Below are 25153 nucleotides of genomic sequence, written 5' to 3' on the forward strand. Positions count from 1 at the left end.
TGAGGAATGAACGACTATGATCGCCAAGCCGATCCGGATGCAGAAGGATAGCGAAAGGAACGGGGGCAACGGTAATCGCGAGACCTCGGTCATTACGCGGACGAAAGCCAAGACGAAGAAGCCCAATCTATACCGCGTGCTGATATTGAATGACGACTACACACCAATGGAATTCGTGATCCACATTCTGGAGCGTTTCTTCCAGAAGGACCGCGAGGGAGCCACCCGTATTATGCTGCTCGTTCATAATCACGGTGTGGGCGAATGTGGAATATTTACATATGAAGTGGCGGAGACCAAGGTAAGCCAAGTGATGGACTTCGCTCGGCAGCACCAGCACCCGCTACAATGTGTTATGGAAAAGAAGTGAGGATCTGACGTGCCAACATTTTCGCCTAGTCTCGAGAAGGCACTGCATCAGGCACTGACATACGCGAACGAGCGGCATCATGAATATGCCACACTCGAACATCTGCTGTTGGCGTTGGTAGACGACGCAGATGCAGCGGCAGTCATGGGCGCCTGTAATGTCGACCTCGATTCGCTTCGCAAGACGCTGATCGAATATGTGGACAACGAACTATCGAACCTGATCACCGGATATGACGAGGACTCCAAGCCGACATCCGGCTTCCAGCGCGTCATCCAGCGGGCGGTGATCCATGTGCAGTCTTCGGGCCGTGAGGAAGTGACGGGCGCTAATGTTCTCGTCGCTATCTTTGCCGAGCGCGAAAGCCATGCCGCATACTTCCTGCAGGAGCAGGAAATGACCCGCTACGACGCGGTGAACTACATCTCGCACGGTATCGGCAAGCGTCCGGGCTCCTCCCAGGTCCGGTCTCCACGTGGCGTCGACGACGGCGATGCCGAAAGCAAGCCGACATCGCGTGGCGAGCAGGAAGAAGGCGGACCCAAGAAGGCGCAGGATGCTCTCAAGGCCTATTGCGTCAACCTCAACGAGAAGGCCAAGACCGGCAAGATCGATCCGCTGATCGGCCGCCACTCCGAGGTCAACCGAACTATCCAGGTCCTGTGCCGGCGCTCCAAGAACAACCCGCTCTATGTGGGCGACCCCGGCGTCGGCAAGACCGCCATCGCCGAAGGTCTGGCCAAGCGTATCGTTGAAGGCAAGGTTCCGGAAGCGCTGCAGGATGCAACGATCTTCTCGCTCGACATGGGCACGCTGCTCGCCGGCACCCGTTATCGCGGTGACTTCGAAGAGCGCCTCAAGCAGGTCGTCAAGGAACTCGAGGAATATCCGGGCTCCGTGCTGTTCATTGACGAAATTCATACCGTCATCGGCGCCGGTGCCACGTCCGGCGGCGCAATGGACGCGTCCAACCTGCTGAAGCCAGCCTTGTCTTCCGGTGCGATCCGCTGCATCGGCTCGACGACCTACAAGGAATACCGTCAGTTCTTCGAAAAGGACCGGGCACTCGTGCGCCGCTTCCAGAAGATCGACGTCGTCGAACCGTCGATCGAGGATGCCATCGAAATCATGAAGGGCCTGAAGCCCTATTTCGAAGAGTATCACCATCTGCGTTACTCCAACGAGGCGATCAAGTCGGCCGTCGAACTGTCGGCCCGCTACCTGTCCGACCGCAAGCTGCCGGACAAGGCGATCGACGTCATCGACGAAACGGGTGCAGCCCAGATGCTGCTGCCGCCGTCGAAGCGCCGCAAGCTGATCACCGAGAAGGAAATCGAAGCGACGATCGCGACGATGGCCCGCATTCCGCCGAAGTCGGTCTCCAAGGACGACGAGATGGTTCTCGCCAACCTGGAAAAGGAACTGCGCTCGGTCGTCTACGGTCAGGATCCGGCCATCGAGGCCCTGTCGACGGCAATCAAGCTCGCCCGTGCAGGTCTGCGCGAACCCGACAAGCCAATCGGCTCCTACGTCTTCTCCGGCCCTACAGGCGTCGGCAAGACCGAGGTTGCCAAGCAACTGGCCTCGTCGCTCGGCGTGGAACTGCTGCGCTTCGACATGTCCGAATACATGGAGCGTCACACGGTCTCGCGGCTGCTCGGCGCACCTCCCGGCTATGTCGGCTTTGACCAGGGCGGTCTGTTGACCGATGGCGTCGACCAGCATCCGCATTGCGTCGTGCTGCTCGATGAAATCGAGAAGGCCCATCCGGACATCTTCAACATCCTGTTGCAGGTCATGGATCACGGCTCGCTGACGGACCACAACGGCAAGAAGATCGACTTCCGCAACGTCATCCTGATCATGACGACGAATGCGGGTGCGTCTGAAATGGCCAAGGCTGCCATGGGCTTCGGCTCGGCAAAGCGGACGGGCGAAGACGAGGAAGCGCTGAACAGGCTCTTCACGCCGGAATTCCGCAACCGCCTCGATGCGATCATTCCGTTCGCAGCGCTGCCGAACAAGGTCATCTACAAGGTGGTGCAGAAGTTCATCATGCAGCTGGAAGCCCAGCTGTCCGAACGCAACATCACCTTCGACCTGCACGACGATGCCACCAACTGGCTGGCTGAAAACGGCTATGATGAGAAAATGGGTGCTCGTCCGCTCGGACGCGTCATCCAGGAGAACATCAAGAAGCCATTGGCCAACGAGATCCTCTTCGGCAAGCTGAAGAAGGGTGGCGTGGTCAATGTCACGGTCGGCCCGAAGGAAGACGGCAAGCCAGGCATTCTGCTCGAATGCATTGCAGAGACGGCCCGTATCAAGCCGAAGCCTGAAGCCGAGGTCGTCGATCCGACGATTGAGGTCGAAGACGGCGATGTGGTGATTGCCGAAAACGTCGAGAATGCCGACATCGCAACCGGCGCCAAGCCTGCACCCAAAAAGGTGAAGGCCACAGTTGGCGGCGACGAAGACGCCAAACCGGCCCGCAAGAGCTCGACGGTGCCGAAGGTGCCACGCAAGAAGTAACGACTATCCAAGAAAATGCCGGGTCAAAAGCCCGGCATTTTTTATGGTGTGAGAGCAGTCGATGCATGCCCCTTGCTGAACTGCGACAGCAGAACATGCACAGGCGTCCACGCGTCAGCTACCTACGGGCCACTCGTCCTACGACATTGACAAACCGACAGCTATTAACTCGCATTGATCAACGGTCCGCGCCAATCCTCACGACATCGCCGCAATGATCTTGCGCGCGTTTTCGGCCAGCACTCCGCCATCCTCCATCTTGCCGGAATGCGGCTTGAGTGCTGCTCCCTCGTGGCGCGGGATGATGTGGAAGTGGAGGTGGAAGACGGTCTGCCCGGCGGATGGCTCGTTGAATTGGACCACGGAGACGCCGTCGGCGTCGAACGCTTGCTTGACTGCATTTGCAACCTTTTGAACCACCACGATCAGATGCGACAACGTCTCGGGCGAGGCGTCGAGCAGGTTGCGTGACGGCTGCTTGGGGATAACCAGCGTGTGGCCGGGCGCCTGCGGCATGACATCCATCAGTGCCAGGCTGAAATCGTCCTCGTAGACCTTGTGACACGGGATCTCGCCACGCAGGATTTTTGCAAAGATGTTGCTGCTGTCGTAGGCGGAACTGGTCATCGAAATCGTCTCCTCGGTTGATCCGCTGCTGTCTTGGCTGCGCTCAGTTATCCTGCCGCTCGCCCTTTCGGAAGGGGCTGTGCTCGGCAAGGATCTCGCCCATCTGCTCCACCTCCTGCCGCTCGCGCTCCAGATAGTCGCCGACGGCCCGACGGAGGCCGGGATGGGCGATGAAATGTGCCGAGTGTGTGGTGACGGGCAGGTAGCCGCGCGCCAGCTTGTGCTCTCCCTGTGCTCCCGCTTCGACCCGCTGCAGCCCCTTGGCAAGCGCGAAATCGATGGCCTGGTGGTAGCAGACCTCGAAATGCAGGAAGGGGTGATCCTCGATGCAGCCCCAATGGCGGCCGTAGAGCGCATCGCCGCCGATGAAGTTGATGGCGCCGGCAACATAGCGGCCGTCGCGCTTGGCCATGATCAGCAGGATGTCGTCGGCCATCCGTTCGCCGATCAGCGAGTAGAATTTGCGGGTGAGGTAGGGCCGGCCCCATTTGCGGCTGCCGGTGTCCATGTAGAAGGCAAAGAACTGATTCCAGATATCCTCGGTGAGGTCCTTGCCGGTCAGCCAGTCGATGGTGATGCCGCCTTCGAGTGCCGCCCGCCGTTCTTTCTTCAGCCCCTTGCGCTTGCGCGAGGCGAGCGTTTCGAGAAACGCATCGTGGTTTGCATAGCCATTGTTGATGAAGTGAAACTGCTGGTCGGTGCGGTGAAGGTAGCCATCCGTCTCGAACAGTTCCACCTCGGCTTTCGGCAGGAACGTGATGTGTGCCGACGAAATACCGATCTGCCGCGTGACTTCCTTGAGGCCCTCGGCCAGTGCCGGCTGCAGCATGTCGCGATCATGGCCTTCGGCCACCAGCAGCCGTGGCCCGGTTGCCGGCGTAAAGGGCACCGCGCATTGCAGCTTGGGATAATAGGAACCGCCGGCCCGCTCGAAAGCATCGGCCCAACCCTGGTCGAAGACGTATTCGCCCTGGCTATGGTTTTTCAGATATCCGGCGACGGCGCCGAGCAAGGTGCCATCTGGTTTTTCCAGCAAAAGATGGTGCCCGAGCCAGCCCGTCCTCTCGGTCGCCGACCCGGATTCCTCCAGTGACGAGAGATAGGCATGCGACACGAAGGGATTGTAGGGCAGGATGCTGCCGGACCGCGAGGCCCCGGCAAGCCGGGACCAACTCTCCGGAGAGATGGATTTGAACGACTGTTCGGCGCGAAAGATCAGTTCATCTGTCATGGATGAGGATAGGGCTTTCCCTGGGGTCAAAACCTTCGAAGGTCATCTGGTCGGCGTTGGCGAGCGTACGCTTGATTCCCGCCTCGTCGCGCACGGTCCAGGTGATGACCGGTATGCCGCGCTGGCGCTGCGCCGTCACGAAATCGTTCGGCAGGTCGCCGTGAAAATACGAGATGAAGTCTAGACCCAGTTGCATGGCTTCGTCATGGGCAAAAAACGTCTCAGGCTTGAAACCATCGGCGGTGAGGCCAACCGGGTAGGGCGGCTTCAGCGCCTTCAGATCCTTGAGCAGCCAGTGATCGAAGCTCATCAGTGCGACATGGCCCTTGTAACCTTCGAGAACCTCGAGCACGGTCTCGGCGAAACCTGCATCCTCGCCCGCCTTGCCTTTCAGTTCGAGTACCAGCGGCACCTTCCCGTCGCAGAGCTGCAGCAGCTGTTTAAGCGTTGGGATGCGGTCTTTTGTGCCTCCGACCGAGAGCAGACCGAGTTCCTGCGAACTGCGGTCGCGCAGCGCGCCCGGCAGGTTGCAGAGCCGCTGCAGGTCGTCGTCGTGGAAGACCACCGGGACGCCGTCGGCGGCGTAGTGCAGGTCGCACTCGATCGCAAACCCGGCCTCGATAGCACGGGAGAATGCCGAAAGCGTATTCTCCCAGACAGTCTTGTTCATGTCGTGATACCCGCGATGGGCAACCGGTTGCGCGGTGAGCCAGGCGATCTCGCTCATTCGCCGATTTCCATGATGGCATCGATTTCGACGGCGGCGTTGAACGGCAAGGCAGCCATGCCGACGGCTGCGCGGGCATGCTTGCCGGCATCGCCGAGCACGGTTGCCAGCAGGTTGGAGGCACCGTTGATGACAAGGTGCTGCTCGCCGAACTCAGGGACGGAGGCGACAAAGCCGTTGAGCTTGATCAGCCGCTTGATACGGCCGAGATCGCCGCCGAGGGCAGCACTCGCCTGCGACAGGATATTGATGGCGCAAAGCTCCGCCGCCCGCTGACCGGTGGCGACATCGACGTTTCGGCCGAGATGACCGGTGACGGCGACCTTGCCGTTTTCCATCGGCAACTGGCCCGATATGGTAAGCATGTTGCCGCTGATGACGTAGGGAACATAGTTGGCGGCTGGCGCTGCCGCCTGGGGCAGGGTGATGCCCAGCTGGCTCAGGCGGGCATTGATCTCGTCGGACATTTTCGTCTCCCGTTTGTTGTAACTTCGTCAAAAATCCGTCATCAAGGCTCAATCCGCGCAATGTGCGGGCGCTTGCCTTTGTTTAACCGAAAGCGTTCTTATAACATCGTGTGCGAGTCCAACAGGAGATAATGCATGTTCCGTTCGAGTCTTGCCGCGGTTCTCCTTGGCAGTACAGGCGCTCTTTGCCTGTCTTTTGCAACGGCGCAGGCAGCCGGTCCGAGCGGGCTGGTGGCCCATCGTGCGATCTACGATCTCGAACTCAAGGATGCCACGGATCGCTCCGGTATCGCCGGCATGTACGGTCGCATGGTCTATGAATTCACCGGTTCTGACTGCTCCGGCTTCACCACCAATTTCCGGTTCGTGACCCAGATCGACACCGGCGACGCGACCCGCATGAGCGACCAGCAGACGACGACCTTCGAGGACCTGACCAAGCGGATCTTCAAGTTCGAGACCAAGTCGTTTACCGACGACGCACTGGACAAGGATGTCCGTGGCGCCGCCGCCGACAGCGCCAAGGGCGTCAAGGTCGATCTGGCGCAGCCGTCTGCCAAGCAGATCGATCTGGCCGAGAGCCGCTTCCCGACCGAGCATATGCTGGACATCATCCACAACGCCAAGCTCGGCAAGACCTTCTTTGAGGCCCACGTGTTCGACGGGTCGGACGATGGCGATCGCTCGCTGGCCGCAACCACCGTGGTCGGCAAGGCTGAAACGCCCAAGGCCGGCGACACAACGGACGCCGACAAGGCGGGTGCCTTTGCTAAGACGCCGTTCTGGCCTGTGACGGTCGCATACTTCAACGAGAAGGCCCATGGAGACGCCACGCCCGTCTACCGCATGTCATTCAAGCTCTACGAAAACGGCATCACCCGCGACCTGACGATGGACTATGGCGATTTCGTTTTGACTGGAAAGTTGACCAAGCTCGAAATGCTGGACGCCAAAGCCTGCAAGTAGGCCTTTGGCATGCGAGGTCCTGGGCTAGCGTAATTTTAACGACACTGCTTGCCTTTCTGCTCTGGGAAGAGTATGGGCACCTCATTCCACACGTGAGGCAAGGGATTGTCCGGGAGAAATCCGGACCGTTCCACCCGGTGGTATCTTCCTAGAAGATGCTGTTCGCCTTGCGGAGGTTCAACCGGATAAGGAGTAACCCAGGCATGGCATTGCCCGATTTTTCTATGCGCCAGCTTCTCGAAGCCGGCGTTCACTTCGGCCACCAGACACACCGCTGGAACCCAAAGATGAAGCCATACATCTTTGGCGACCGCAGCAACATCCACATCATCGACCTTCAGCAGACCGTTCCTTTGCTCAGCCGCGCCCTGCAGGTTGTCAGCGACACCGTTGCCCGTGGCGGCCGCGTCCTGTTCGTCGGCACCAAGCGCCAGGCGTCTGAAATCATCGCTGACAGCGCGAAGCGTTCTGCTCAGTATTACGTTAACTCGCGTTGGCTCGGCGGCATGATGACGAACTGGAAGACCATCTCCAATTCGATCCAGCGCCTTCGCAAGCTCGACGAAATCCTCAACGGCGACGCCCAGGGCTTCACCAAGAAGGAACGCCTCAACCTTGAGCGTGAACGCGAAAAGCTGGACAAGGCTCTCGGCGGTATCCGCGACATGGGCGGCACACCTGACCTGATGTTCATCATCGACACCAACAAGGAAAAGATTGCCATCGACGAAGCAAAGCGTCTCGGCATCCCGGTTGTTGCGATCATCGACTCGAACTGCGATCCGGATCAGATCGATTATCCGATACCGGGCAACGACGACGCCTCGCGCGCCATCTCGCTCTATTGCGAACTGATCTCGCGCGCTGCCATCGACGGCATCGCCCGTCAGCAGGGCTCGTCCGGCCGCGATCTCGGCGCTGCTTTCGAAGCACCGCTCGAGCCGACCCTGGAAGAAGAAGTTGCTCCTGCTCCGCAGGCTTGATTGACCAAGCGGCAGGCGGATGAAAATCTGCCTGGCCGCGACTGAAATTCAGATAAGGCCGTTGGTGACTTGAGCAAGTTTCAGCGGCCTTACCTGTTTCAGGCGAAGGCATTCGGCGTAGATCCACCGATTGCTATCGTTTGAAAATCATTCCGTGTGGCGCGCTTTCATAACGCTGTCATGCATAGGGGTACATTTCGTCCCTCAAACCGGGTGCCGCGCCGGCTGATGCCGTCAGCGCACCATACCAACCGACAAGAGGCAAATAATGGCTGAAATCACGGCTGCACTGGTAAAGGAACTGCGCGAAAAGAGCGGCGCAGGCATGATGGACTGCAAGAAGGCACTCACCGAGACCGCCGGCGACATGGAAGCCGCGATCGACTGGCTGCGCGCCAAGGGCATCTCCAAGGCTGACAAGAAGTCTGGCCGCACGGCTGCCGAAGGCCTCATCGGCGTTGCCAGCGCCGGCACATCGGCCGTTGTCGTCGAAGTCAACTCCGAAACCGACTTCGTTGCCCGCAACGATGCCTTCCAGGGTATCGTCCGCAACATCGCCAAGGTCGCCCTGACGACCGACGGTTCGGTCGAAGCCGTTGCCGCTGCGACCTATCCAGATTCTGAGAAGTCCGTCGCCGACACCATCAAGGATGCCATCGGGACGATCGGCGAGAACATGAATCTGCGTCGCACGGTTCTGCTGTCGGTCAAGTCGGGCGTCGTCTCGACCTACATCCACAATGCAGTCTCCGACGGCCTCGGCAAGCTCGGCGTTCTCGTTGCGCTGGAATCGACCGGTGACAAGGATGCGCTGAATGCCATCGGTCGCCAGGTTGCCATGCACATCGCTGCCACGGCACCGCTCGCCCTGCGTCCTGAAGACGTCGATGCTGCTGTTGCTGAACGCGAACGCAACGTGTTCATCGAACAGGCTCGCGAATCCGGCAAGCCGGAAGCCATCATCGAAAAGATGGTCGATGGCCGCATGCGCAAGTTCTTCGAGGAAGTCGCTCTTCTGTCGCAGGCTTTCGTCATCAATCCTGACCTGACGGTCGGCGCTGCCATCAAGGAAGCCGAAAAGGCAGTCGGCGCGCCGATCGAGATCACCGGCATGGCACGCCTCCTGCTCGGCGATGGCGTCGAGAAGGAAGAGACTGACTTCGCAGCTGAAGTCGCTGCCGTCGCCAAGGGCTGATCGTCGGTCTGCTTACTGCGGGAAAACCAGAGGGCATCGCGTGACAACGCGATGCCCTTCGTGTATCCGGCTTTTTACGATCAATCTTAGGAGCAACCATGTCCGAGCCGATTTACAAGCGCGTCTTGCTGAAGGCGTCTGGTGAAGCTCTGATGGGGACACAGGGCTTTGGCATCGATGTCGAAGTTGCCGACCGGATTGCCTCAGACATTGCCGAAGCCTGCCACATGGGCGTCGAAGTCGGCGTGGTTGTCGGCGGCGGAAACATCTTTCGCGGCGTCGCCGTGGCCTCCAAAGGCGGTGACCGCGTCACCGGCGACCACATGGGTATGCTGGGAACCGTCATCAACGCGCTGGCGCTGGCGACTTCCTTGCGCAAGCTTGGAATCGACACCGTGGTGCTGTCAGCTATCGCCATGCCTGAAATCTGCGAGAGCTTTTCGCAGCGCGCCACGCTCTATCATCTGTCGCTCGGCCGCGTCGTGATTTTTGCTGGTGGCACCGGCAATCCGTTCTTCACCACCGATTCGGCTGCTGCCTTGCGCGCGGCGGAAATGGGCGCCCAGGCGATCTTCAAGGGCACGCAGGTCGACGGCATCTATTCGGCCGATCCGAAGAAGGTGCCGGACGCTACCCGTTTCGAACATCTGACCCACAGCCAGGTGCTGGAAAAGGGTCTGGCCGTGATGGATGTCGCCGCCGTCGCACTGGCGCGCGAGAATTCCATCCCGATCATAGTATTTTCGATCCATGAAAAGGGCGGTTTCGCCCAGATTTTGACCGGCGGCGGCTACAAGACCGTCGTATCCGACAACTGACGATCTCATGGCGTCGTGGATCGACGCCGCATTGACGACGGGAGTAAAGACATGAGTGGCAACACCGACCTCAACGAAATCAAGCGCCGAATGGACGGCGCGATTTCCGCCTTCAAGGGCGACATCGCCTCGCTGCGCACCGGCCGTGCGTCGGCAAACATCCTCGATCCGGTAACGGTCGATGCATACGGTTCGCGCGTGCCGCTGAACCAGGTCGCCAACATCACCATTCCGGAACCCCGCATGCTCTCAGTCTCTGTCTGGGACAAGTCCATGGTGAGCGCCGTCGATCGCGCCATTCGCGAATCCAACCTCGGCCTGAACCCGATCATGGATGGCCAGAACCTGCGCATTCCGCTGCCGGAACTCAACGAGGAGCGTCGCCGCTCGCTGGTCAAGGTTGCCCACGAATATGCCGAGAAGGCCAAGGTTGCGATTCGCAACGTCCGCCGCGATGGCATGGATGGCCTGAAGAAGGCCGAAAAGGACGGGGCTCTCGGCCAGGACGAAACCCGCGCCAAATCGGACCGCGTGCAGAAGATGACGGATGACTCGATTTCCGACATCGACCGCTTGCTCATCGATAAGGAAAAGGAAATCATGCAGGTTTAGGTCTGCACGAACCAGCGTCCTGCCGTCGAACGAACTGGATACCCATGTCAGAGTCTAGCCTTATGGTAGTCCCCGAGCACGTCGCCATCATCATGGACGGCAACGGCCGCTGGGCCAGTGCGCGCGGCCTGCCGCGCACCATGGGGCATCGCAAGGGCGTCGACGCAGTCCGCGAGACCGTGCGCGCTGCTGGCGATGTTGGTATCAAGTACCTGACGCTGTTCGCATTTTCTTCGGAAAACTGGCGCCGCCCAGAGGCCGAGGTCACGGACCTGCTTGGGCTTCTGAAGGCATTCATCCGTCGCGACCTCAGCGAGTTACACCGGCAGAATGTCCGCATCCGCGTTATCGGCGATCGCCAGAACCTGCGGGGCGACATCCTGCCGCTGTTGATCGAAGCCGAAGAGACAACCAAGAATAACACAGCGCTGACGCTGGTCATCGCCTTCAATTATGGCTCCCGCGACGAAATCGCCCGCGCCGTTGTCAGTCTTGCCAAGGATGTCGAGGCGGGACGCTTGCGGCCGCAGGATATTACGGCGGCACTGATCGACGGGCGGCTGGATACGGCCGGAATTCCCGACCCTGACCTCATCATCCGCACCAGCGGCGAGGAGCGGCTCTCCAACTTCCTGCTCTGGCAGGCTGCCTATTCCGAGTTCATGTTTGTGCCGGACTACTGGCCGGATTTCAGCCGCGCCCTGTTCCTGTCCGCACTCGAGCGCTACGCCGCCCGTGATCGCCGCTTCGGGGCCCTGTCGGCCAAGCCGACCGCCGCCGTGGGTCTCTAAATGAGCCGCGAACTCAGGCTTCGAATTATATCGGGCGTCGTCATGGCAGTCGTGGTCCTGTTGGCCACCTGGCACGGCGGCTCGGCGTTCCGGCTGCTGGCATCGGTCATAGGGCTCCTCATCTACTACGAGTGGTCGACCATCACCGGCCTGCGAGATCGCGACTTTCCGGGAGCTGCCCTAGGCTGGCTCGCGGTCGTCGTCATTGTCATCGCCACGCTGGCGCGAGAATCGGTCTATGCGGTCGGCGCGCTGCTGCTTTTCACGGTCCTCGGCATGGGCCTCGTTGCGGCCCGAAAAAAAAGCTGGTGGTTGCCGGCCGGCATCGTCTACGCGGGCCTGACGGTCATCGCCATGTCGGAAATCCGCGACGACGACTTCCTCGGCTTCGTATTGATGCTGTTCATTTTTGCGACCGTCTGGGCAACCGACATCCTTGCCTACTTCGTCGGCCGCGCGCTGCGTGGGCCGAAGTTTGCGCCGCGCATTTCCCCCGGCAAGACGTGGTCCGGAGCCGCAGGCGGCACTCTTGCGGCTGTGATCATAGGCCCGGCAGTCGTCTGGTGCTTCTTCCCCGGCACAGGGCTCCGGGTGGTACTGGTGGCTCTCCTGCTGTCGGTCTGCAGCCAGGCTGGCGACCTCTTCGAGTCCTTCATCAAGCGTCGTTTCGGCGTCAAGGACTCCGGCCATATCATTCCCGGACATGGTGGCGTGATGGATCGTGCCGACGGCCTCGTTTTCGCTTGTTTTGCAGGCTTCTTGTTGGCTATCGTGCTGTCGTTGATGGCGGGAGGCGAGATGTCGTCCTTGGGCGGCGTATTGCTGGGTGTCTGAAATCAAAACATACAGGATACGTTCATGGGCAGCATAATGAGCATCGTCAGCTTCCTCGTAGGCTACATCCTGCCCTTCGTGCTGGTGCTATCGCTGCTGGTGTTCGTCCATGAGATGGGCCACTACCTCGTCGGCCGATGGTCCGGCATCCGCATCCTGGCATTCTCCGTCGGGTTCGGCCCGGAGATTGCCGGCTATACGGACAGCCACGGCACCCGCTGGAAACTCTCGGCAATCCCGCTCGGCGGCTATGTAAAATTCTTCGGTGACCAGGACGCCTCCAGCAAGCCGGACATCGATGCGGTCTACGCCATGAGCGAGGCCGAACGTGCCCAGTCCTTCGTCGGTGCCGCGCTCTGGAAGCGTGCCGCCACGGTGGCAGCTGGTCCCATTGCCAATTTTATTCTGGCGATTGCCATCTTCTCCGTCCTGTTTGCCATATACGGCCGCCAGGTTGCCGACCCTGTGGTAGCTGAGGTCAAGCCGGATAGCGCGGCCGCCCAGGCGGGGATCGAGCCAGGCGACCTCCTTGTGGCAATTGACGGCGACAAGGTCACGACATTCGACGACGTTCGCCGCTATGTCAGCATCCGCCCGGGCCGCAACATTGTCGTGACCGTCGAACGGCGTGGCGAAAAACGCGACTTCCCGATGGTTCCGCTTTCGACCGTCATGACCGACCAGTTCGGCAACAAGATGGAAGTCGGCATCATCGGCATCGTCACCAACCAGGAGATGGGCCATTTTCGCAAGGAAAGCTTCACACCACTCGGCGCAGTGGCCGAAGGTGTGAGGCAGACGGGGCACATCGTCACCGGAACGTTCGAATATATCGGCAATCTTCTTGGCGGCTACATGAAGGCGGATCAGCTCGGCGGCCCCATCCGCGTCGCCCAGGCCTCCGGCCAGATGGCGTCGCTGGGTATTGCAGCCGTGCTACAGTTGGCTGCCGTTCTGTCGGTTTCCATTGGGTTGTTGAACCTAATGCCTGTACCGGTACTTGATGGCGGCCACCTGATGTTCTATGCGATTGAGGCGGTAAGGGGAAAACCGCTTGGGGCCGGCGCGCAGGATGTCGCTTTCCGCATCGGTTTGTTCATGGTGTTGTCGTTGATGGTTTTCGCAACCTGGAACGATATCAGCGCCCTGATCGGATGAGGGCAGGACAGCGGAAATAATGCTTTATTTACGATGTTTCAAAGCTGTAGTGGCGAATGAGACACGTTTCCAAATGAAGTAAACAGAAATTAACCCGCGCGCTTGCTTGTAGGCTAAAAGCGGGTAAAACGACACACGTGGCCGGAATCGAGTTTGCTCGACATCAGGAACGACTGAGAAAAGGTAAGAAGTACATGAAGGCTGGTTCAAAGTTTTTGAACGCAGTATCGGCGGTTGCGCTGTCTGCTGGTATTGTTGCTTCGGGCGCAGGCGTCCTTACCCTTGCATCCGCCTCTGTCGCGGAAGCAGCTGTCATCCAGAAGGTCGACGTTCGCGGGGCATCCCGCTCTGGCGCGGACGCTGTTCGCGACAACATAACGATCAAGCCCGGTGTTAGTTTCACCAGTTCCGACGTCGATGACTCCGTAAAGCAGCTTTACGCGACGGGTTACTTCTCCGACGTCCACATCAATGTTTCCGGCGGCACGCTCGTCGTTTCCGTCAAGGAAAACCAGATCGTCAACGCGGTGGTTTTCAACGGCAATCGCAAGATCAAGGATGACAAGCTGCAGGGCGTCGTCAAGACGCATGCTTCGGGTCCTTTCGATCAGAACATCGTCAATGACGATATCAAGACCATCAAGGAAGCCTACGCAGTCATCGGTCGCAACGAAGTGACCGTGACGACGCAGGTCGTCAACGTGGCCCCCGGCCGCGTCAACATCGCTTTTGTCGTCAACGAAGGCGACCGTACGAAGATCGACAAGATCAACTTCACGGGTAACCAGGCCTATGGCGATGGTCGCCTTGCGTCGGTTATCGCGACGAAGAAGACCAACTTCCTGTCGTTCCTGACCCGCAAGGACGTCTACAGCGCCGACAAGCAGCATGCCGACGAAGACACGCTGCGCCAGTTCTATTACAATCACGGCTATGCCGACTTCCGCATCGTGTCCTCGGACGCGACGCTGGACGAGCAGACAAACGCCTACACCATGAACTTTGCTGTCGAGGAAGGTCCTCGTTACACCTTCGGCGACATCTCTGTCGTGTCGACGGTCGACGGCGTCAATGCCGACGAACTCAAGGGCCTGATCTCAACGTCTACCGGCGAAGTCTACAACGCCAAGAACATCCAGAAGTCGATCGAGGCGATCTCCAAGCGCGTTGCTGCTGCTGGATATCCCTTTGCCCGCGTCACGCCGCGTGGCACGCGCAACTTCCAGAACAACACGATCGCTGTGGAATATCTGGTCGACCAGGGTGAACGCGCCTATGTCGAGCGCATCGAAATCCGCGGCAACACCCGCACCCGCGATTACGTCATCCGTCGCGAATTCGACCTGAACGAAGGCGATGCGTTCAATCAGGAAATGATCACCCGCGCCAAGCGTCGCCTCGATGCTCTCGGTTATTTCACGAGCGTCAACATCACGACGGCACCGGGCAGCGCGCCTGACCGCGTCGTCATCGTCGTCAACGTGATCGACCAGTCGACCGGTTCGTTCGGCGTCGGTGCAGGCTACTCTGTCGGCAACAACGGCGGGATCCTGCTCGAAGCCTCCGTCGAGGAAAAGAACTTCCTCGGTCGCGGCCAGTACATCCGCATCGCTGCGGGCGCCGGCACAGAAGGCTCGCGCACCTACAACATCTCGTTCACCGAGCCCTATTTCCTCGGCTACCGCCTGGCCGCTGGTTTCGACATCTTCAAGAACCAGACGTCGAGCGACGATTACTACGACTACAGCGAAGCCGGCTTCTCGCTCCGCGTGACCGCGCCGATCACCGAAGACCTGGCCACGACCCTTCGCTACAACTACAAGCATATCGATTATAAGGGTACCAATGACTGGGAAGATCACCTGTCAAACACGTACCAGAACCTCATCAACGACGGTCCTTGGACGCAGTCGTCGGTGTCGCAGACATTCACCTACAACACGCTCGACGATCAGAACCTTCCTCGCGACGGTATCATCGCCAAGCTGACGCATGAGTTTGCAGGCCTCGGCGGCGACTCGAACTTCTACAAGATCAGCGGCAAGGCGCGCTTCGTTAAGACGCTGAGCGACGAAGCCGACATCATCGGATCTCTGACGCTCGGTGCCGGCTACGTGCTGCCTACGAACGGCAAGCTGAACGTCTTCGACCAGTTCCAGATCGGCGGTCGTGAAATCCGCGGCTTCGAGAACACGGGTATTGGCCCACGCACATCGAATGGCGACAAGGACCCGTTGGGCGGCACGACATACTTCACGGCCTCTGCTGAAGCCAGCGTTCCAATGCCTGGCGTTCCGCAGGACATCGGCCTGCGCGCTGCAGCCTTTGCCGACGCTGGTACCCTCACGGGTAACAAGGTCGACACCTCTGGCGATAGCGTCAACAGCGATAGCTCGATCCGTGCATCGCTCGGCCTCGGCATCATCTGGGCCTCGCCCTTCGGTGTGCTGCGCGTCGACTATGCGCAGCCTGTCATGAAGCAGAGTTACGACAAGGTTCAGCAGTTCCGGTTTGGCATTGCCAACCAGTTCTGATATCGGCAGGCCCAGACCCACGGGTTAGAATACCGTCCTGGAGCTGTTGTTTATGGAACATAACCGTTTTTTCCCGCCCCATGCTGGGGTCAGCCTTCGGGAGCTGGCCAATCATCTTGGGGCGGTTGTTGCCGATGAGAAGTTTTCAGACCGTGTCGTTCGTTCTGTAGCCCCCGTATACCGGGCAGCTGAAGGCGACGTTTGCTATATTCTTTCCCGCAAGAACATGGATGAGTTGAAGACCTGCAAAGCCTCCGCCATCATCTGCGATGCGTCGATGCAGTCGATCATTCCGCAACACGTGCCGATCATACTATCCTCAAAGCCCCATGCTGCCTTCGCCATTGCCGGTGCCTTGCTGCACCCTGCTGCAATGCGGGCCGTAACAGTCGGCACAGCTGAGAGCGGCATCTCGCCGTCCTCTTTCGTCGATCCCACCGCACGGCTCGAGGCCGGTGTGCTGGTCGAGCCGATGGCGGTTATCGGGGCAGATGCCGAGATCGGCGCGGGGACGCGGATCGGCGCAGGTGCCATTATCGGCGCTGGCGTCAAGATTGGCCGGAATTGCTCGATCAGTGCTGGGGCCAGCGTTCTTTGTGCCTATGTAGGCAACAACGTCATCATTCATAACGGTGCGCGCATCGGCCAGGATGGTTTCGGCTATGCCCCCGGTCCGGCCGGCATGCTGAAGATCGTCCAGGTCGGGCGCGTCATCATCCAGGATCACGTCGAGATCGGCGCCAACACGACGATCGACCGCGGGACGATGGACGACACCGTCATCGGCGAAGGAACGAAGATCGACAATCAGGCGCAGATCGGCCACAACGTCCGCATAGGGCGCCATACAGCGATTGTCAGCCAGGTCGGCATCGCCGGCAGCGCTCGCATCGGCGACGGCGTACAGATCGGCGGACAGGCCGGGGTTGCCGGTCACATCCATGTCGGAGACGGTGCGCAACTTGCTGCCGGTAGCGGCGTTATATTCGATCTGGCGCCTGGTGGTCGCTACGGCGGCGTTCCGGCGCGGCCGATCAAGGATTTTCTAAGGGAGATGGCGGAGACCATGGCTAAGATTGGAAGCCGCAAGAAGGCACGGGATGGCAAGGATGACTGATCACCCCGGGACCGAGCTCGGATCGGCCGATATTCTCGAGATCATGAAATTGCTGCCGCACCGCTATCCGTTTCTCCTCGTTGACAAGATCATCGAGATCGATGGCGACAACTCCGCAATTGGGATCAAGAACGTCACCGCCAACGAACCGCATTTCACTGGGCATTTTCCGGATCAGCCGATCATGCCTGGCGTCCTGCTGATCGAAGGCATGGCCCAGACCGCCGGCGCTATCTGCGCCCGCAAGGAAGGCCAGAGTGGCAGCCTCGTCTACTTCATGACCATCGACAATGCGCGCTTCCGCAAGCCGGTCGTGCCTGGCGACCGCGTTGAGTTTCACGTTGTGAAACAGCGCCAGCGTGGCAATATCTGGAAGTTTCATTGTGATGCAAAAGTTGACGGCACCAAGGTTGCCGAGGCCGATATCGGCGCGATGATCGTGCGCAAGGAAGAATCATGAGCGGAATAGCAAAGAGCGCCATTATCCACCCGATGGCCATCGTCGAAGATGGCGCCGTGCTGGGCGAGGGCGTCTCTATCGGGCCTTTCTGCTTCGTCGGACACAAGGTCGTGCTGGGTGACAATGTCCAGCTTTTCAACAATGCTGTCGTCACCGGCCGCACGACCCTCGGCAAAGGCTGCAAAATCTTCCCCATGGCCGTCGTCGGCGGTGATCCGCAGAGTGTCCATCACGGCGGCGAGGACACCAGCCTGACGGTTGGCGACAACTGCACGATCCGCGAGGGCGTGACGATGAACGCTGGCACGGCTGAATTTGGCGGCGAGACGATTGTCGGCAACAACAACCTGTTTCTCGCCAACTCGCACGTCGCCCATGATTGCCGGGTCGGCAACAACGTGATCATGTCCAACAACGTCATGCTTGCAGGCCATGTGGTGATCGGCGACCGCGCCATCCTGGGCGGAGGCTGCGCCGTGCATCAGTTCACCCGCATCGGCCGCCAGGCTTTCATCGGTGGTCTCTCGGCAGTCAATTACGATGTCATCCCCTACGGCATGCTGAACGGCAACCCCGGGATATTGGGCGGCCTTAACGTCGTCGGTATGACGCGTGCGGGTATCGAGCGGCCGATCATTCATATGGTCCGTCGCGCCTTCAAGGCGGTGTTCGAGGGCGAGGGTTCGATCCGCGAAAATGCGGCTGCAATCCGCACCGAGTTTGCCGATTGCGCCGAGGTGATGGAAATCCTCGACTTTATCGCCGCTGATAGCGATCGCGCCCTTTCGTCGCCGCATCGCGGCAACAAGAACTGACGTGGACGATAGCGGGAACGACGGCAAGGGGCGCCTGGCGATCATCGCCGGCAGCGGCTTTCTGCCAGCTTATCTCGCCGAGGCCGCCCGACAGGCGGGCGAAAACCCGGTTATCGTCGTATTGAAGGACGAGGTTCTCCGCGACTGGAGCGACTACGACCACGCGCTGCTCGGCGTCGGTGACTTCAAGGGATTCGAGGCGCTTTTCGATCGCTACGATGTGCGCCGTATCGTGATGTCAGGCAGCGTTGCCCGGCGCCCGGAATGGTGCGAGATACGGCCAACCTGGCAATCGTTGGTGCGAATGCCGCGAGTGGTCAAGACGCTGCTGTCCGGCGGAGACGATACCGTGCTGAAGATGGTGATCGGCCTGCTCGAGGTCAAAGGCCGCAAGGTCATCGGTGCCCACGACATCGCCCCCGATCTGCTGGCGACAACCGGCACGCTTGGCAGCCATGCACCGTCCGAGGATGACATGCGAGACATCAAACAAGCAGCCAGGGCAGCCGATGCGCTCGGCATGCTGGATGTGGGACAGGGCGCTGTCAGCGTCGGCGGACGCATCGTCGCGCTCGAGGGCGTCGAGGGCACGGACCAGATGATCGAGCGCGTCGCAGGCCTGCGAGCAGCGGGACGCATATCGCACCGCCGACGGGGCGTGCTGGTGAAGCTTTGCAAGCCGCAGCAGGACCTGCGCGCCGATCTGCCCTCCATCGGCGTATCGACCATCCTCAACGCCAAGGCTGCTGGTCTCGGTGGCGTCGCTGTCGAGGCCGGGCGTGCGCTGATACTCGAGCGCAAGGCAACGATCGACGCAGCCAATGAGGCCGGCCTGTTTTTGTTCGGCATCGACCGCGGCCTGCCTGCAGGAGGTCTCCAGTGAACAATGCGCCCCTGAAGGTCGCCATCATTGCCGGGGAAGTCTCCGGCGATCTGCTGGGCGCCGATCTCGTTGCTGCCCTGCGCCTGCAGACGACGCGACCGCTCGAGCTCGTCGGCGTCGGTAGCGACGGACTGGAGGCGCAAGGCCTGAAGTCGCTGTACGATTTCTCCGAACTGTCGCTGATGGGGTTCACCCAGGTGATCGCCAAGTTGCCGCGGCTGATTGCCCTTATCGGCGAAACGGCAAAGGCCATCATCGCCGCAAGGCCCGATGTTCTCGTGATCATCGACAGCCCGGATTTTACCCACCGGGTGGCCAAGCGGGTTCGCAAGGCGCTGCCCGACCTGCCGATTGTCCAATATGTTTGCCCGAGCGTCTGGGCCTGGAAAGAATATCGCGCCACAGCGATGCTCGCTTACGTCGATCACGTCCTGGCTGTCCTGCCGTTCGAGCCGGAAGTCATGAAACGTCTCGGCGGGCCGCCGACGACCTACGTCGGTCACCGCCTGGTGACGGATGCCGGTCTGGTCGACGCGCGCCAGCAGCGGGCTATTCGTCCGCCCCTCGACCAGGCCGACACGCGAACCATATTATTATTACCCGGCTCACGGTCGTCCGAAATAAATCACCTGATACCGTTCTTTCGCCGGACTGTCGATGAGCTTAGCCGGCGTAATAAAAACATGCGATTCGTCATGCCGACAGTCGCCCGACGCGAAGATTTGGTTCGCAAGCTGGTTGCGGATTGGGAGATCAAGCCCGAGATCGTCGTCGGGACTGCTGCCAAGTGGCAGGCCTTCGCGTCAGCCGATGCAGCGATGGCGGCGTCGGGGACAGTGATTCTGGAACTCGGCCTGACGGGTGTGCCGGTCATCTCGACCTACAGCACGGATTTCATCGTCAAGCTGCTGCACAAGCGGATAAAGACATGGACCGCTGCGCTGCCCAACCTGATCGCCGATTATGTCATCGTGCCGGAGCAGATCAACGAGATGCTGCTGCCGGGGCTGCTGTCCCGCTGGCTGGAACGCCTGTCGAGCGACACCCAGCAGCGCCGCGCGATGATCGAGGGCTTCGACCTCGTCTGGCACCGGATGCAGACCGAGATCCCACCCGGCGAAAAAGCTGCATCCATCGTGCTCGAAGTTCTGGACAACAAAAAACCCGCCCATTCCTGAGCGGGTTTTTTTTATGAAGCCGAAGACGCTTTTTAGCGGCCGTCGACCGGTGTGTAATCGCGCTTCGGTTCGCCCGTGTAGAGCTGGCGAGGACGGCCGATGCGCTGCTGCGGATCTTCGATCATCTCGTTCCACTGAGCGATCCAGCCGACGGTACGCGCGAGTGCGAACAGGACGGTGAACATTTCCGTCGGGAAGCCCAGCGCGCGCAGGGTGATGCCCGAATAGAAGTCGACGTTCGGATACAGCTTCTTTTCGATGAAGTAGGGGTCGTTCAGAGCGATCTTTTCGAGCTCCAGGGCAACCTGCATCAGCGGATCGCCGGCATTGCCGGTCGCTTCCAGCACCTCATACATCGTCTTCTGCATGATCTTGGCGCGCGGATCGTAGTTCTTGTAGACGCGGTGGCCAAAGCCCATGAGGCGGAAAGGATCGTTCTTGTCCTTGGCGCGAGCGATGTACTCGGGGATGCGATCGACAGTGCCGATTTCCTGCAGCATCATCAGGGCAGCTTCGTTGGCGCCGCCGTGGGCAGGGCCCCAGAGGCAGGCGATGCCGGCCGCGATACAGGCAAACGGGTTTGCGCCCGAAGAGCCGGCGAGGCGGACCGTCGATGTCGAGGCGTTCTGCTCGTGATCGGCGTGCAGGATGAAGATGCGGTCCATCGCACGGGCGAGAACCGGATTGACTTCGAACTCTTCGCAAGGAACAGCAAAACACATGCGCAGAAAATTCGACGCATAGTCGAGATCGTTCTTCGGATACACGAAAGGCTGGCCGATATGATACTTGTACGCCATCGCGGCAAGCGTCGGCATCTTGGCGATCATCCTGAGGCTCGCGACCATGCGCTGGTGCGGATCCGTGATGTCGGTTGAATCATGATAGAAGGCCGACAGCGCACCAACGCAACCGCACATCACAGCCATGGGATGTGCATCGCGGCGGAAGCCGGTGAAGAAGCGCGTCATCTGTTCATGCACCATCGTGTGATGAACGACGCGGTCGTCGAAATCCTTCTTCTGGGCAGCCGTCGGCAGTTCGCCGTAGAGAAGCAGGTAGCAGACTTCCAGGAAGTCACCCTTTTCAGCCAGCTGCTCGATGGGGTAGCCGCGATGCAGCAGAACGCCTTCGTCACCGTCGATATAGGTGATCTTGGATTCGCACGATGCGGTCGAGGTGAAGCCGGGGTCGTAGGTGAAGGAAGCGGTATTCTTGTAGAGTGCGCCAATGTCGAGGACGCTCGGGCCGATGGTACCGGCCTTCACCGGCAGATCGACAGTCTTATCACCCCAGGTCAGTTTCGCGCTTTGTTCCGTCATGAGAGCCTCCAAGATTTGGCGGGTTGGTGCCTTAAAAAAGCACCAAAGGGTTAAGCGTCTAAAGATTAGCTATATGATCCAGACGCTAATGCCAAGTTACCCTGACCGGTATTTGTGCATCGCGGTATCAACTTTTGGGCAGCGCCTGCGCCATGATTGCGATGCCTTTAAAGCACGTTCTTCGGCATTCCAGAAGCGACCTTCCTACGGCAGGCATTTCAATCGATTTTAGTTGAATTATTCGAGCAAAGGTTGCAAAAATACCCCGAGCTTGACGATTGCGGGCAGGGCTGACGGGCGAATGGCAGAGTTGGACGCGCGCGAGAGGCAAGGTCACCGCCAGGTATTTCTCGGCCTCGCCGAGCGGTCGCGCGCCACTGTCAACGCCGTTGCCAAGCTTGGACGGATGCCTGCCCGCACGCAACACGCCGTGCCGTGGCCGAAGCGCGCTGCCCTTTCGCTCAACGGGTGGCGAATCGCTACCGCCGGCATGCTTGCGGAAGAGGCCGCCCACGGTCGCGCGATGCTGTTTGCGCCCGTCTATATCGGCTGCGGCGCGATTATCTGGTTCGAGTTGCCGGGCAATCCGCCGCTGACGGGCATTGCGGCGGGCTTCCTCGTGCTCGCCGCCGTTTGCCTCCTGAAACACAATCTGAGCCCGATGCTGCGGCATCTGGCGTTCGCTGCGGCGCTGGGCCTGCTCGGCATGCTTCTCGCTGAGTGGGAGACGTGGCGGGCCTCGACGATCATGCTGGACTCGCCCGTGACCACCACCATCACCGGCCAAGTTCAGCGCCGCGAAGTGGACGATAAAGGGCGGTGGCGCTACGTGCTGGATCTGCTGGCGACAGACGCGCCTGTCGTTCGGCGGCCACCGGAGCAGATATCCCTTCTTGTGCGCGGCCAGGATGTACCGTTCGAACTCGGAGATGTGGTTGAGGGCAGGGCCCGGTTAAGCCCGCCAGCAGGCCCTGCGCTGCCCGGCCTCCACGATTTTGCGTTCACTGCCTATTTCGAAGGCACCGGTGCCAACGGTTTCTTCTACGGTACGCCGCAACTGATGATGGCCAGCGTCGACGACACCAGCGAGCGAACCACGCTCCAAAGGATCGACCGCTGGCTGACTGGGCTGCGCGGCCATATCGGAGACCGAATCCGCTCGATCCTGCCCGGCGACACCGGCGCCTTCGCGGCTTCGCTGGTCAACGACGAACGTCGGGCGATTTCGCCGGAAACGACGGATGCCCTAAGGGTGTCCGGCCTCGCCCATATCATCGCCATCTCGGGACTGAATATGGCTTTGTCGGCCGGTATCTTCTATGTCGGCCTCCGGCATGTACTGAGCCTGTTTCCCGGATTGGCGCAGGCTTTTCCGACCAAGAAAATTGCAGCCGTCGGTGCGCTGATCACCGTCACCGCCTATTATTTCATTTCCGGCTTCGGGGTATCGGCCGAACGGGCCTTCATCATGATGGCGATCATGCTGGTCGCGGTGCTGTTCGACAGACCATCCTTCAGCCTGCGCAATGTCGCCCTATCGGCCATCGCCATCCTGGTGCTCTCGCCGTCGCAGATCCTCGGCCCGAGTTTCCAGATGTCCTATGCGGCGACCATCGCCCTTGTATCCGGCTATTCGCTATGGAAGGGACGTCCGCCCCGCGAGCGGCGGTTTGCCGCTTTCCGGGCACCGATGCCGGTGCGGGCGGTCAGCCGCTTCTTCACAGGCGTCGCCATGACATCGTTCATCGGCGGCGCGTCGACGGCGATCTTTTCGATTGAGCATTTTCACAGGCTGGCGACCTATGGCCTCGTTGCCAACCTTGCCGCCATGCCGGTGGTGTCATTCATCGTCATGCCGATCGGCATGCTTGCCATGCTGATGATGCCTTTCGGCCTAGACGGCGTATTCTGGCTAGTCACCGGGTGGGGACTCGATATCGTCATGGTCATCGCAAAGACGGTGGCGGCATGGGGTGGCAATGTGCCCTTCGCGCGCCTGCCTGCCGGACTTTTCCCGACCATTATTGCCGGCTTCCTGCTGATGACGGTGCTGCGGACGCCTATGCGCCATGCCGGCGCGTTGCTGATTGCAGCCTCGGTGACCTTCGCCGCCTTCCAACCGTCTCTCCAGAAATCGGAACTGCTGATTTCGGAGGATGGCGAACTCGTCGCCCTGTTCCGGCAGGGGCGCCTCGAGCGCAACCGCGAACGCCCCCCGGATTTTATCTATCAGCAATGGAAGCGAGCCCTGCTGGTGTCAGAGGATACGCCGCCGCAAATGCTGCCGCCGGACAACTCGACCCCGTCCCATTCCGTTCGTGGCCGCCCCTCGACCCGTATGGATGCGGAGCATCAGGCCACATTGCGGTCAGCAATGGAAACTGCTCTGGACAATGCGGTCGACGGCGGGTTTGCCTGCCATGGTCGCGATTGGTGCGTTGCCATGCTCGAGACGGGCGCGATGCTGGTGACTATCTCCGACGCGGCTTATCTGGGGCCGGCCTGCGATACCGCCGACATTGTCATCACGCCGGTCAAACTTCGCCTTGATCGCTGTCGGTCCGGTGCAGTGCTCTACACCGGCGCTTCGTTACGCAAAACAGGTTCCATAGAGGTCAACTTAAGCTCTCCTAAGCCAGAGTTCATCACCGCGTTCAGCGCCCTTGACCGTCCATGGGAGAGGCATCGAGCCTACGACTGGCGAAAGCCCGCTTTCACCGGTACCGACGCCACGTCACCGGTCAGTGATACCGGCGGATGAGGCCGACAAGCCGCCCCTGGATCTTCACCCTGTCCGGGCCGAAGATGCGGGTCTCGTAGGCCGGGTTGGCTGCCTCGAGTGCAATGGAGGCACCTTTGCGGCGAAAGCGCTTGAGCGTGGCCTCCTCGTCATCGACGAGGGCGACGATGATGTCGCCGGGGCTCGCCGTACTGGCATTTCGGATGATCACCGTATCGCCGTCGAAGATGCCGGCCTCGATCATCGAATCGCCTCGCACCTCGAGCGCGTAATGCTCGCCGGCGCCGACCATGTCGGCTGGAACCATGATGTCGTGGGTGTTGTTCTGGATCGCGGCAATGGGAACACCGGCAGCGATTCGGCCCATGACCGGCAGCGAGACGGAGCCGCTGCGGTCGTCGACTGCGGGCTTTGTCGGCGCTGCGGCAACAGCCGGCGTCTTGCCAAGGCTGCCTTCGATGACGCTCGGCGAAAAGCCGCGCCGTGGCTGCGCATTCGGGTTATAGGCCTCGGGAAGCTTGATGACCTCGATGGCACGCGCCCGGTTCGGCAGGCGGCGAATGAAGCCGCGTTCCTCCAGCGCCGTGATCAGCCGATGGATGCCTGATTTCGACGCCAGATCCAGCGCATCCTTCATTTCATCGAAAGAAGGCGGCACGCCGGACTCTTTCATTCGTTCGTGAATGAAGAGAAGCAGTTCCTGTTGCTTGCGCGTCAACATCGTTTTTCGTGCTCCAAGTGCGAAACAAAGCCAGAACGGACACTATCTGTTCCATATGTGTTCCGCAAGTGA

At 60.2% G+C, this 25153-nt stretch carries 23 protein-coding genes; 17 read left to right on the forward strand and 6 right to left on the reverse strand.

Features of this window, described 5'->3' with window-relative positions; translation table 11 throughout:
- The first annotated feature begins 16 nt into the window (after positions 1-16).
- Both clpS and clpA read left to right on the forward strand, forming a co-directional pair.
- Positions 17-370 (forward strand): ATP-dependent Clp protease adapter ClpS, encoded by a 354-nt coding sequence (clpS, locus tag EQW76_RS01240; protein WP_111215503.1) that lies wholly within the window; start codon positions 17-19, stop codon positions 368-370.
- 9 nt (positions 371-379) lie between these two features.
- Entirely contained in the window at positions 380-2902 is a 2523-nt protein-coding gene (gene clpA / locus EQW76_RS01245; RefSeq protein WP_142822518.1) for an ATP-dependent Clp protease ATP-binding subunit ClpA, read from the forward strand.
- A gap of 198 nt (positions 2903-3100) precedes the next feature.
- Here clpA and EQW76_RS01250 read toward each other — a convergent pair whose 3' ends face one another.
- Genes EQW76_RS01250 through EQW76_RS01265 form a run of 4 tightly spaced genes read right to left on the reverse strand, consistent with a single transcriptional unit; the run spans position 3101 to position 5954 of the window.
- Positions 3101-3529, reverse strand: coding sequence for an HIT family protein (locus EQW76_RS01250; RefSeq protein ID WP_142822520.1), 429 nt, complete (start codon positions 3527-3529; stop codon positions 3101-3103).
- A 43-nt stretch (positions 3530-3572) separates the two neighbouring features.
- The gene (locus EQW76_RS01255) at positions 3573-4760 is read right to left on the reverse strand and encodes a GNAT family N-acetyltransferase (protein ID WP_142822522.1); all 1188 of its coding nucleotides are present in this window, start codon (positions 4758-4760) and stop codon (positions 3573-3575) included.
- On the reverse strand, positions 4750-5487 hold the full coding sequence (locus EQW76_RS01260) for a glycerophosphodiester phosphodiesterase (RefSeq protein WP_142822524.1): 738 nt from the start codon (positions 5485-5487) through the stop codon (positions 4750-4752). The genes EQW76_RS01255 and EQW76_RS01260 overlap by 11 nt, the downstream gene beginning before the upstream one ends.
- Positions 5484-5954 (reverse strand): RidA family protein, encoded by a 471-nt coding sequence (locus tag EQW76_RS01265; RefSeq protein WP_142822525.1) that lies wholly within the window; start codon positions 5952-5954, stop codon positions 5484-5486. Before EQW76_RS01265 ends, EQW76_RS01260 begins: the two co-directional genes overlap by 4 nt.
- A 135-nt stretch (positions 5955-6089) precedes the next feature.
- On the opposite strand from EQW76_RS01265, the gene EQW76_RS01270 reads away from it, so the two are divergent.
- The 14 genes from EQW76_RS01270 to lpxB all read left to right on the forward strand — a co-directional run bounded on the left by EQW76_RS01270 (position 6090) and on the right by lpxB (position 20298).
- Positions 6090-6920 (forward strand): cell envelope integrity EipB family protein, encoded by an 831-nt coding sequence (locus EQW76_RS01270; RefSeq protein WP_142822527.1) that lies wholly within the window; start codon positions 6090-6092, stop codon positions 6918-6920.
- Between the two features lie 203 nt (positions 6921-7123).
- Complete coding sequence (gene rpsB / locus EQW76_RS01275; protein ID WP_142822528.1) at positions 7124-7903, forward strand: 30S ribosomal protein S2; 780 nt, start codon at positions 7124-7126, stop codon at positions 7901-7903.
- A gap of 268 nt (positions 7904-8171) precedes the next feature.
- Positions 8172-9098, forward strand: coding sequence for a translation elongation factor Ts (gene tsf / locus EQW76_RS01280; protein WP_142822530.1), 927 nt, complete (start codon positions 8172-8174; stop codon positions 9096-9098).
- A gap of 98 nt (positions 9099-9196) precedes the next feature.
- Positions 9197-9916: a UMP kinase gene (gene pyrH, locus EQW76_RS01285; RefSeq protein WP_111215517.1), complete on the forward strand. Its 720-nt coding sequence runs from the start codon at positions 9197-9199 to the stop codon at positions 9914-9916.
- A gap of 51 nt (positions 9917-9967) precedes the next feature.
- On the forward strand, positions 9968-10528 hold the full coding sequence (gene frr / locus EQW76_RS01290) for a ribosome recycling factor (protein ID WP_142822532.1): 561 nt from the start codon (positions 9968-9970) through the stop codon (positions 10526-10528).
- Positions 10529-10572: 44 nt separating this feature from the next.
- Positions 10573-11319 (forward strand): isoprenyl transferase, encoded by a 747-nt coding sequence (locus tag EQW76_RS01295; RefSeq protein ID WP_142822534.1) that lies wholly within the window; start codon positions 10573-10575, stop codon positions 11317-11319.
- Positions 11320-12153 carry a phosphatidate cytidylyltransferase gene (locus EQW76_RS01300; protein WP_142822536.1) on the forward strand — a complete coding sequence of 278 codons (834 nt, stop codon included), beginning with the start codon at positions 11320-11322 and terminating at the stop codon, positions 12151-12153. It abuts the gene before it with no gap.
- A 24-nt stretch (positions 12154-12177) separates the two neighbouring features.
- The gene (gene rseP / locus EQW76_RS01305) at positions 12178-13311 is read left to right on the forward strand and encodes an RIP metalloprotease RseP (protein ID WP_202617104.1); all 1134 of its coding nucleotides are present in this window, start codon (positions 12178-12180) and stop codon (positions 13309-13311) included.
- 194 nt (positions 13312-13505) lie between these two features.
- Entirely contained in the window at positions 13506-15845 is a 2340-nt protein-coding gene (bamA, locus tag EQW76_RS01310) for an outer membrane protein assembly factor BamA (protein WP_142822538.1), read from the forward strand.
- A gap of 52 nt (positions 15846-15897) precedes the next feature.
- Entirely contained in the window at positions 15898-16962 is a 1065-nt protein-coding gene (gene lpxD / locus EQW76_RS01315) for a UDP-3-O-(3-hydroxymyristoyl)glucosamine N-acyltransferase (RefSeq protein ID WP_142822540.1), read from the forward strand.
- The gene (gene fabZ / locus EQW76_RS01320) at positions 16955-17422 is read left to right on the forward strand and encodes a 3-hydroxyacyl-ACP dehydratase FabZ (protein WP_142822542.1); all 468 of its coding nucleotides are present in this window, start codon (positions 16955-16957) and stop codon (positions 17420-17422) included. The genes lpxD and fabZ overlap by 8 nt, the downstream gene beginning before the upstream one ends.
- Positions 17419-18237, forward strand: coding sequence for an acyl-ACP--UDP-N-acetylglucosamine O-acyltransferase (gene lpxA, locus EQW76_RS01325; protein WP_142822544.1), 819 nt, complete (start codon positions 17419-17421; stop codon positions 18235-18237). Before fabZ ends, lpxA begins: the two co-directional genes overlap by 4 nt.
- 1 nt (position 18238) lies before the next feature.
- Complete coding sequence (locus EQW76_RS01330) at positions 18239-19120, forward strand: LpxI family protein (protein WP_142822545.1); 882 nt, start codon at positions 18239-18241, stop codon at positions 19118-19120.
- The gene (gene lpxB, locus EQW76_RS01335; RefSeq protein ID WP_142822547.1) at positions 19117-20298 is read left to right on the forward strand and encodes a lipid-A-disaccharide synthase; all 1182 of its coding nucleotides are present in this window, start codon (positions 19117-19119) and stop codon (positions 20296-20298) included. The genes EQW76_RS01330 and lpxB overlap by 4 nt, the downstream gene beginning before the upstream one ends.
- A 32-nt stretch (positions 20299-20330) precedes the next feature.
- On the opposite strand, the gene gltA is transcribed toward lpxB, so the two are convergent.
- On the reverse strand, positions 20331-21620 hold the full coding sequence (gene gltA, locus EQW76_RS01340) for a citrate synthase (protein ID WP_142822549.1): 1290 nt from the start codon (positions 21618-21620) through the stop codon (positions 20331-20333).
- Between the two features lie 301 nt (positions 21621-21921).
- On the opposite strand from gltA, the gene EQW76_RS01345 reads away from it, so the two are divergent.
- Positions 21922-24381: a ComEC/Rec2 family competence protein gene (locus EQW76_RS01345; protein ID WP_142822551.1), complete on the forward strand. Its 2460-nt coding sequence runs from the start codon at positions 21922-21924 to the stop codon at positions 24379-24381.
- On the opposite strand, the gene lexA is transcribed toward EQW76_RS01345, so the two are convergent.
- Positions 24362-25081, reverse strand: coding sequence for a transcriptional repressor LexA (lexA, locus tag EQW76_RS01350; RefSeq protein WP_142822553.1), 720 nt, complete (start codon positions 25079-25081; stop codon positions 24362-24364). The two genes, EQW76_RS01345 and lexA, sit on opposite strands and share 20 nt — an antisense overlap.
- Between the last annotated feature and the right edge of the window lie 72 nt (positions 25082-25153).

It is taken from the genome of Rhizobium sp. rho-13.1 (assembly GCF_007000305.1).
GTDB classification, from domain to species: Bacteria; Pseudomonadota; Alphaproteobacteria; order Rhizobiales; family Rhizobiaceae; genus Rhizobium; species Rhizobium rhododendri.

Coding starts and splice junctions, on each gene's coding strand:
- clpS (WP_111215503.1), top strand. CDS start 17: ATGATCGCCAAGCCGATCCGGATGCAGAAGGATAGCGAAAGGAACGGG.
- EQW76_RS01250 (WP_142822520.1), bottom strand. CDS start 3,529: ATGACCAGTTCCGCCTACGACAGCAGCAACATCTTTGCAAAAATCCTG.
- EQW76_RS01255 (WP_142822522.1), bottom strand. CDS start 4,760: ATGACAGATGAACTGATCTTTCGCGCCGAACAGTCGTTCAAATCCATC.
- EQW76_RS01260 (WP_142822524.1), bottom strand. CDS start 5,487: ATGAGCGAGATCGCCTGGCTCACCGCGCAACCGGTTGCCCATCGCGGG.
- EQW76_RS01265 (WP_142822525.1), bottom strand. CDS start 5,954: ATGTCCGACGAGATCAATGCCCGCCTGAGCCAGCTGGGCATCACCCTG.
- EQW76_RS01270 (WP_142822527.1), top strand. CDS start 6,090: ATGTTCCGTTCGAGTCTTGCCGCGGTTCTCCTTGGCAGTACAGGCGCT.
- rpsB (WP_142822528.1), top strand. CDS start 7,124: ATGGCATTGCCCGATTTTTCTATGCGCCAGCTTCTCGAAGCCGGCGTT.
- tsf (WP_142822530.1), top strand. CDS start 8,172: ATGGCTGAAATCACGGCTGCACTGGTAAAGGAACTGCGCGAAAAGAGC.
- pyrH (WP_111215517.1), top strand. CDS start 9,197: ATGTCCGAGCCGATTTACAAGCGCGTCTTGCTGAAGGCGTCTGGTGAA.
- frr (WP_142822532.1), top strand. CDS start 9,968: ATGAGTGGCAACACCGACCTCAACGAAATCAAGCGCCGAATGGACGGC.
- EQW76_RS01295 (WP_142822534.1), top strand. CDS start 10,573: ATGTCAGAGTCTAGCCTTATGGTAGTCCCCGAGCACGTCGCCATCATC.
- EQW76_RS01300 (WP_142822536.1), top strand. CDS start 11,320: ATGAGCCGCGAACTCAGGCTTCGAATTATATCGGGCGTCGTCATGGCA.
- rseP (WP_202617104.1), top strand. CDS start 12,178: ATGGGCAGCATAATGAGCATCGTCAGCTTCCTCGTAGGCTACATCCTG.
- bamA (WP_142822538.1), top strand. CDS start 13,506: ATGAAGGCTGGTTCAAAGTTTTTGAACGCAGTATCGGCGGTTGCGCTG.
- lpxD (WP_142822540.1), top strand. CDS start 15,898: ATGGAACATAACCGTTTTTTCCCGCCCCATGCTGGGGTCAGCCTTCGG.
- fabZ (WP_142822542.1), top strand. CDS start 16,955: ATGACTGATCACCCCGGGACCGAGCTCGGATCGGCCGATATTCTCGAG.
- lpxA (WP_142822544.1), top strand. CDS start 17,419: ATGAGCGGAATAGCAAAGAGCGCCATTATCCACCCGATGGCCATCGTC.
- gltA (WP_142822549.1), bottom strand. CDS start 21,620: ATGACGGAACAAAGCGCGAAACTGACCTGGGGTGATAAGACTGTCGAT.
- EQW76_RS01345 (WP_142822551.1), top strand. CDS start 21,922: ATGGCAGAGTTGGACGCGCGCGAGAGGCAAGGTCACCGCCAGGTATTT.
- lexA (WP_142822553.1), bottom strand. CDS start 25,081: ATGTTGACGCGCAAGCAACAGGAACTGCTTCTCTTCATTCACGAACGA.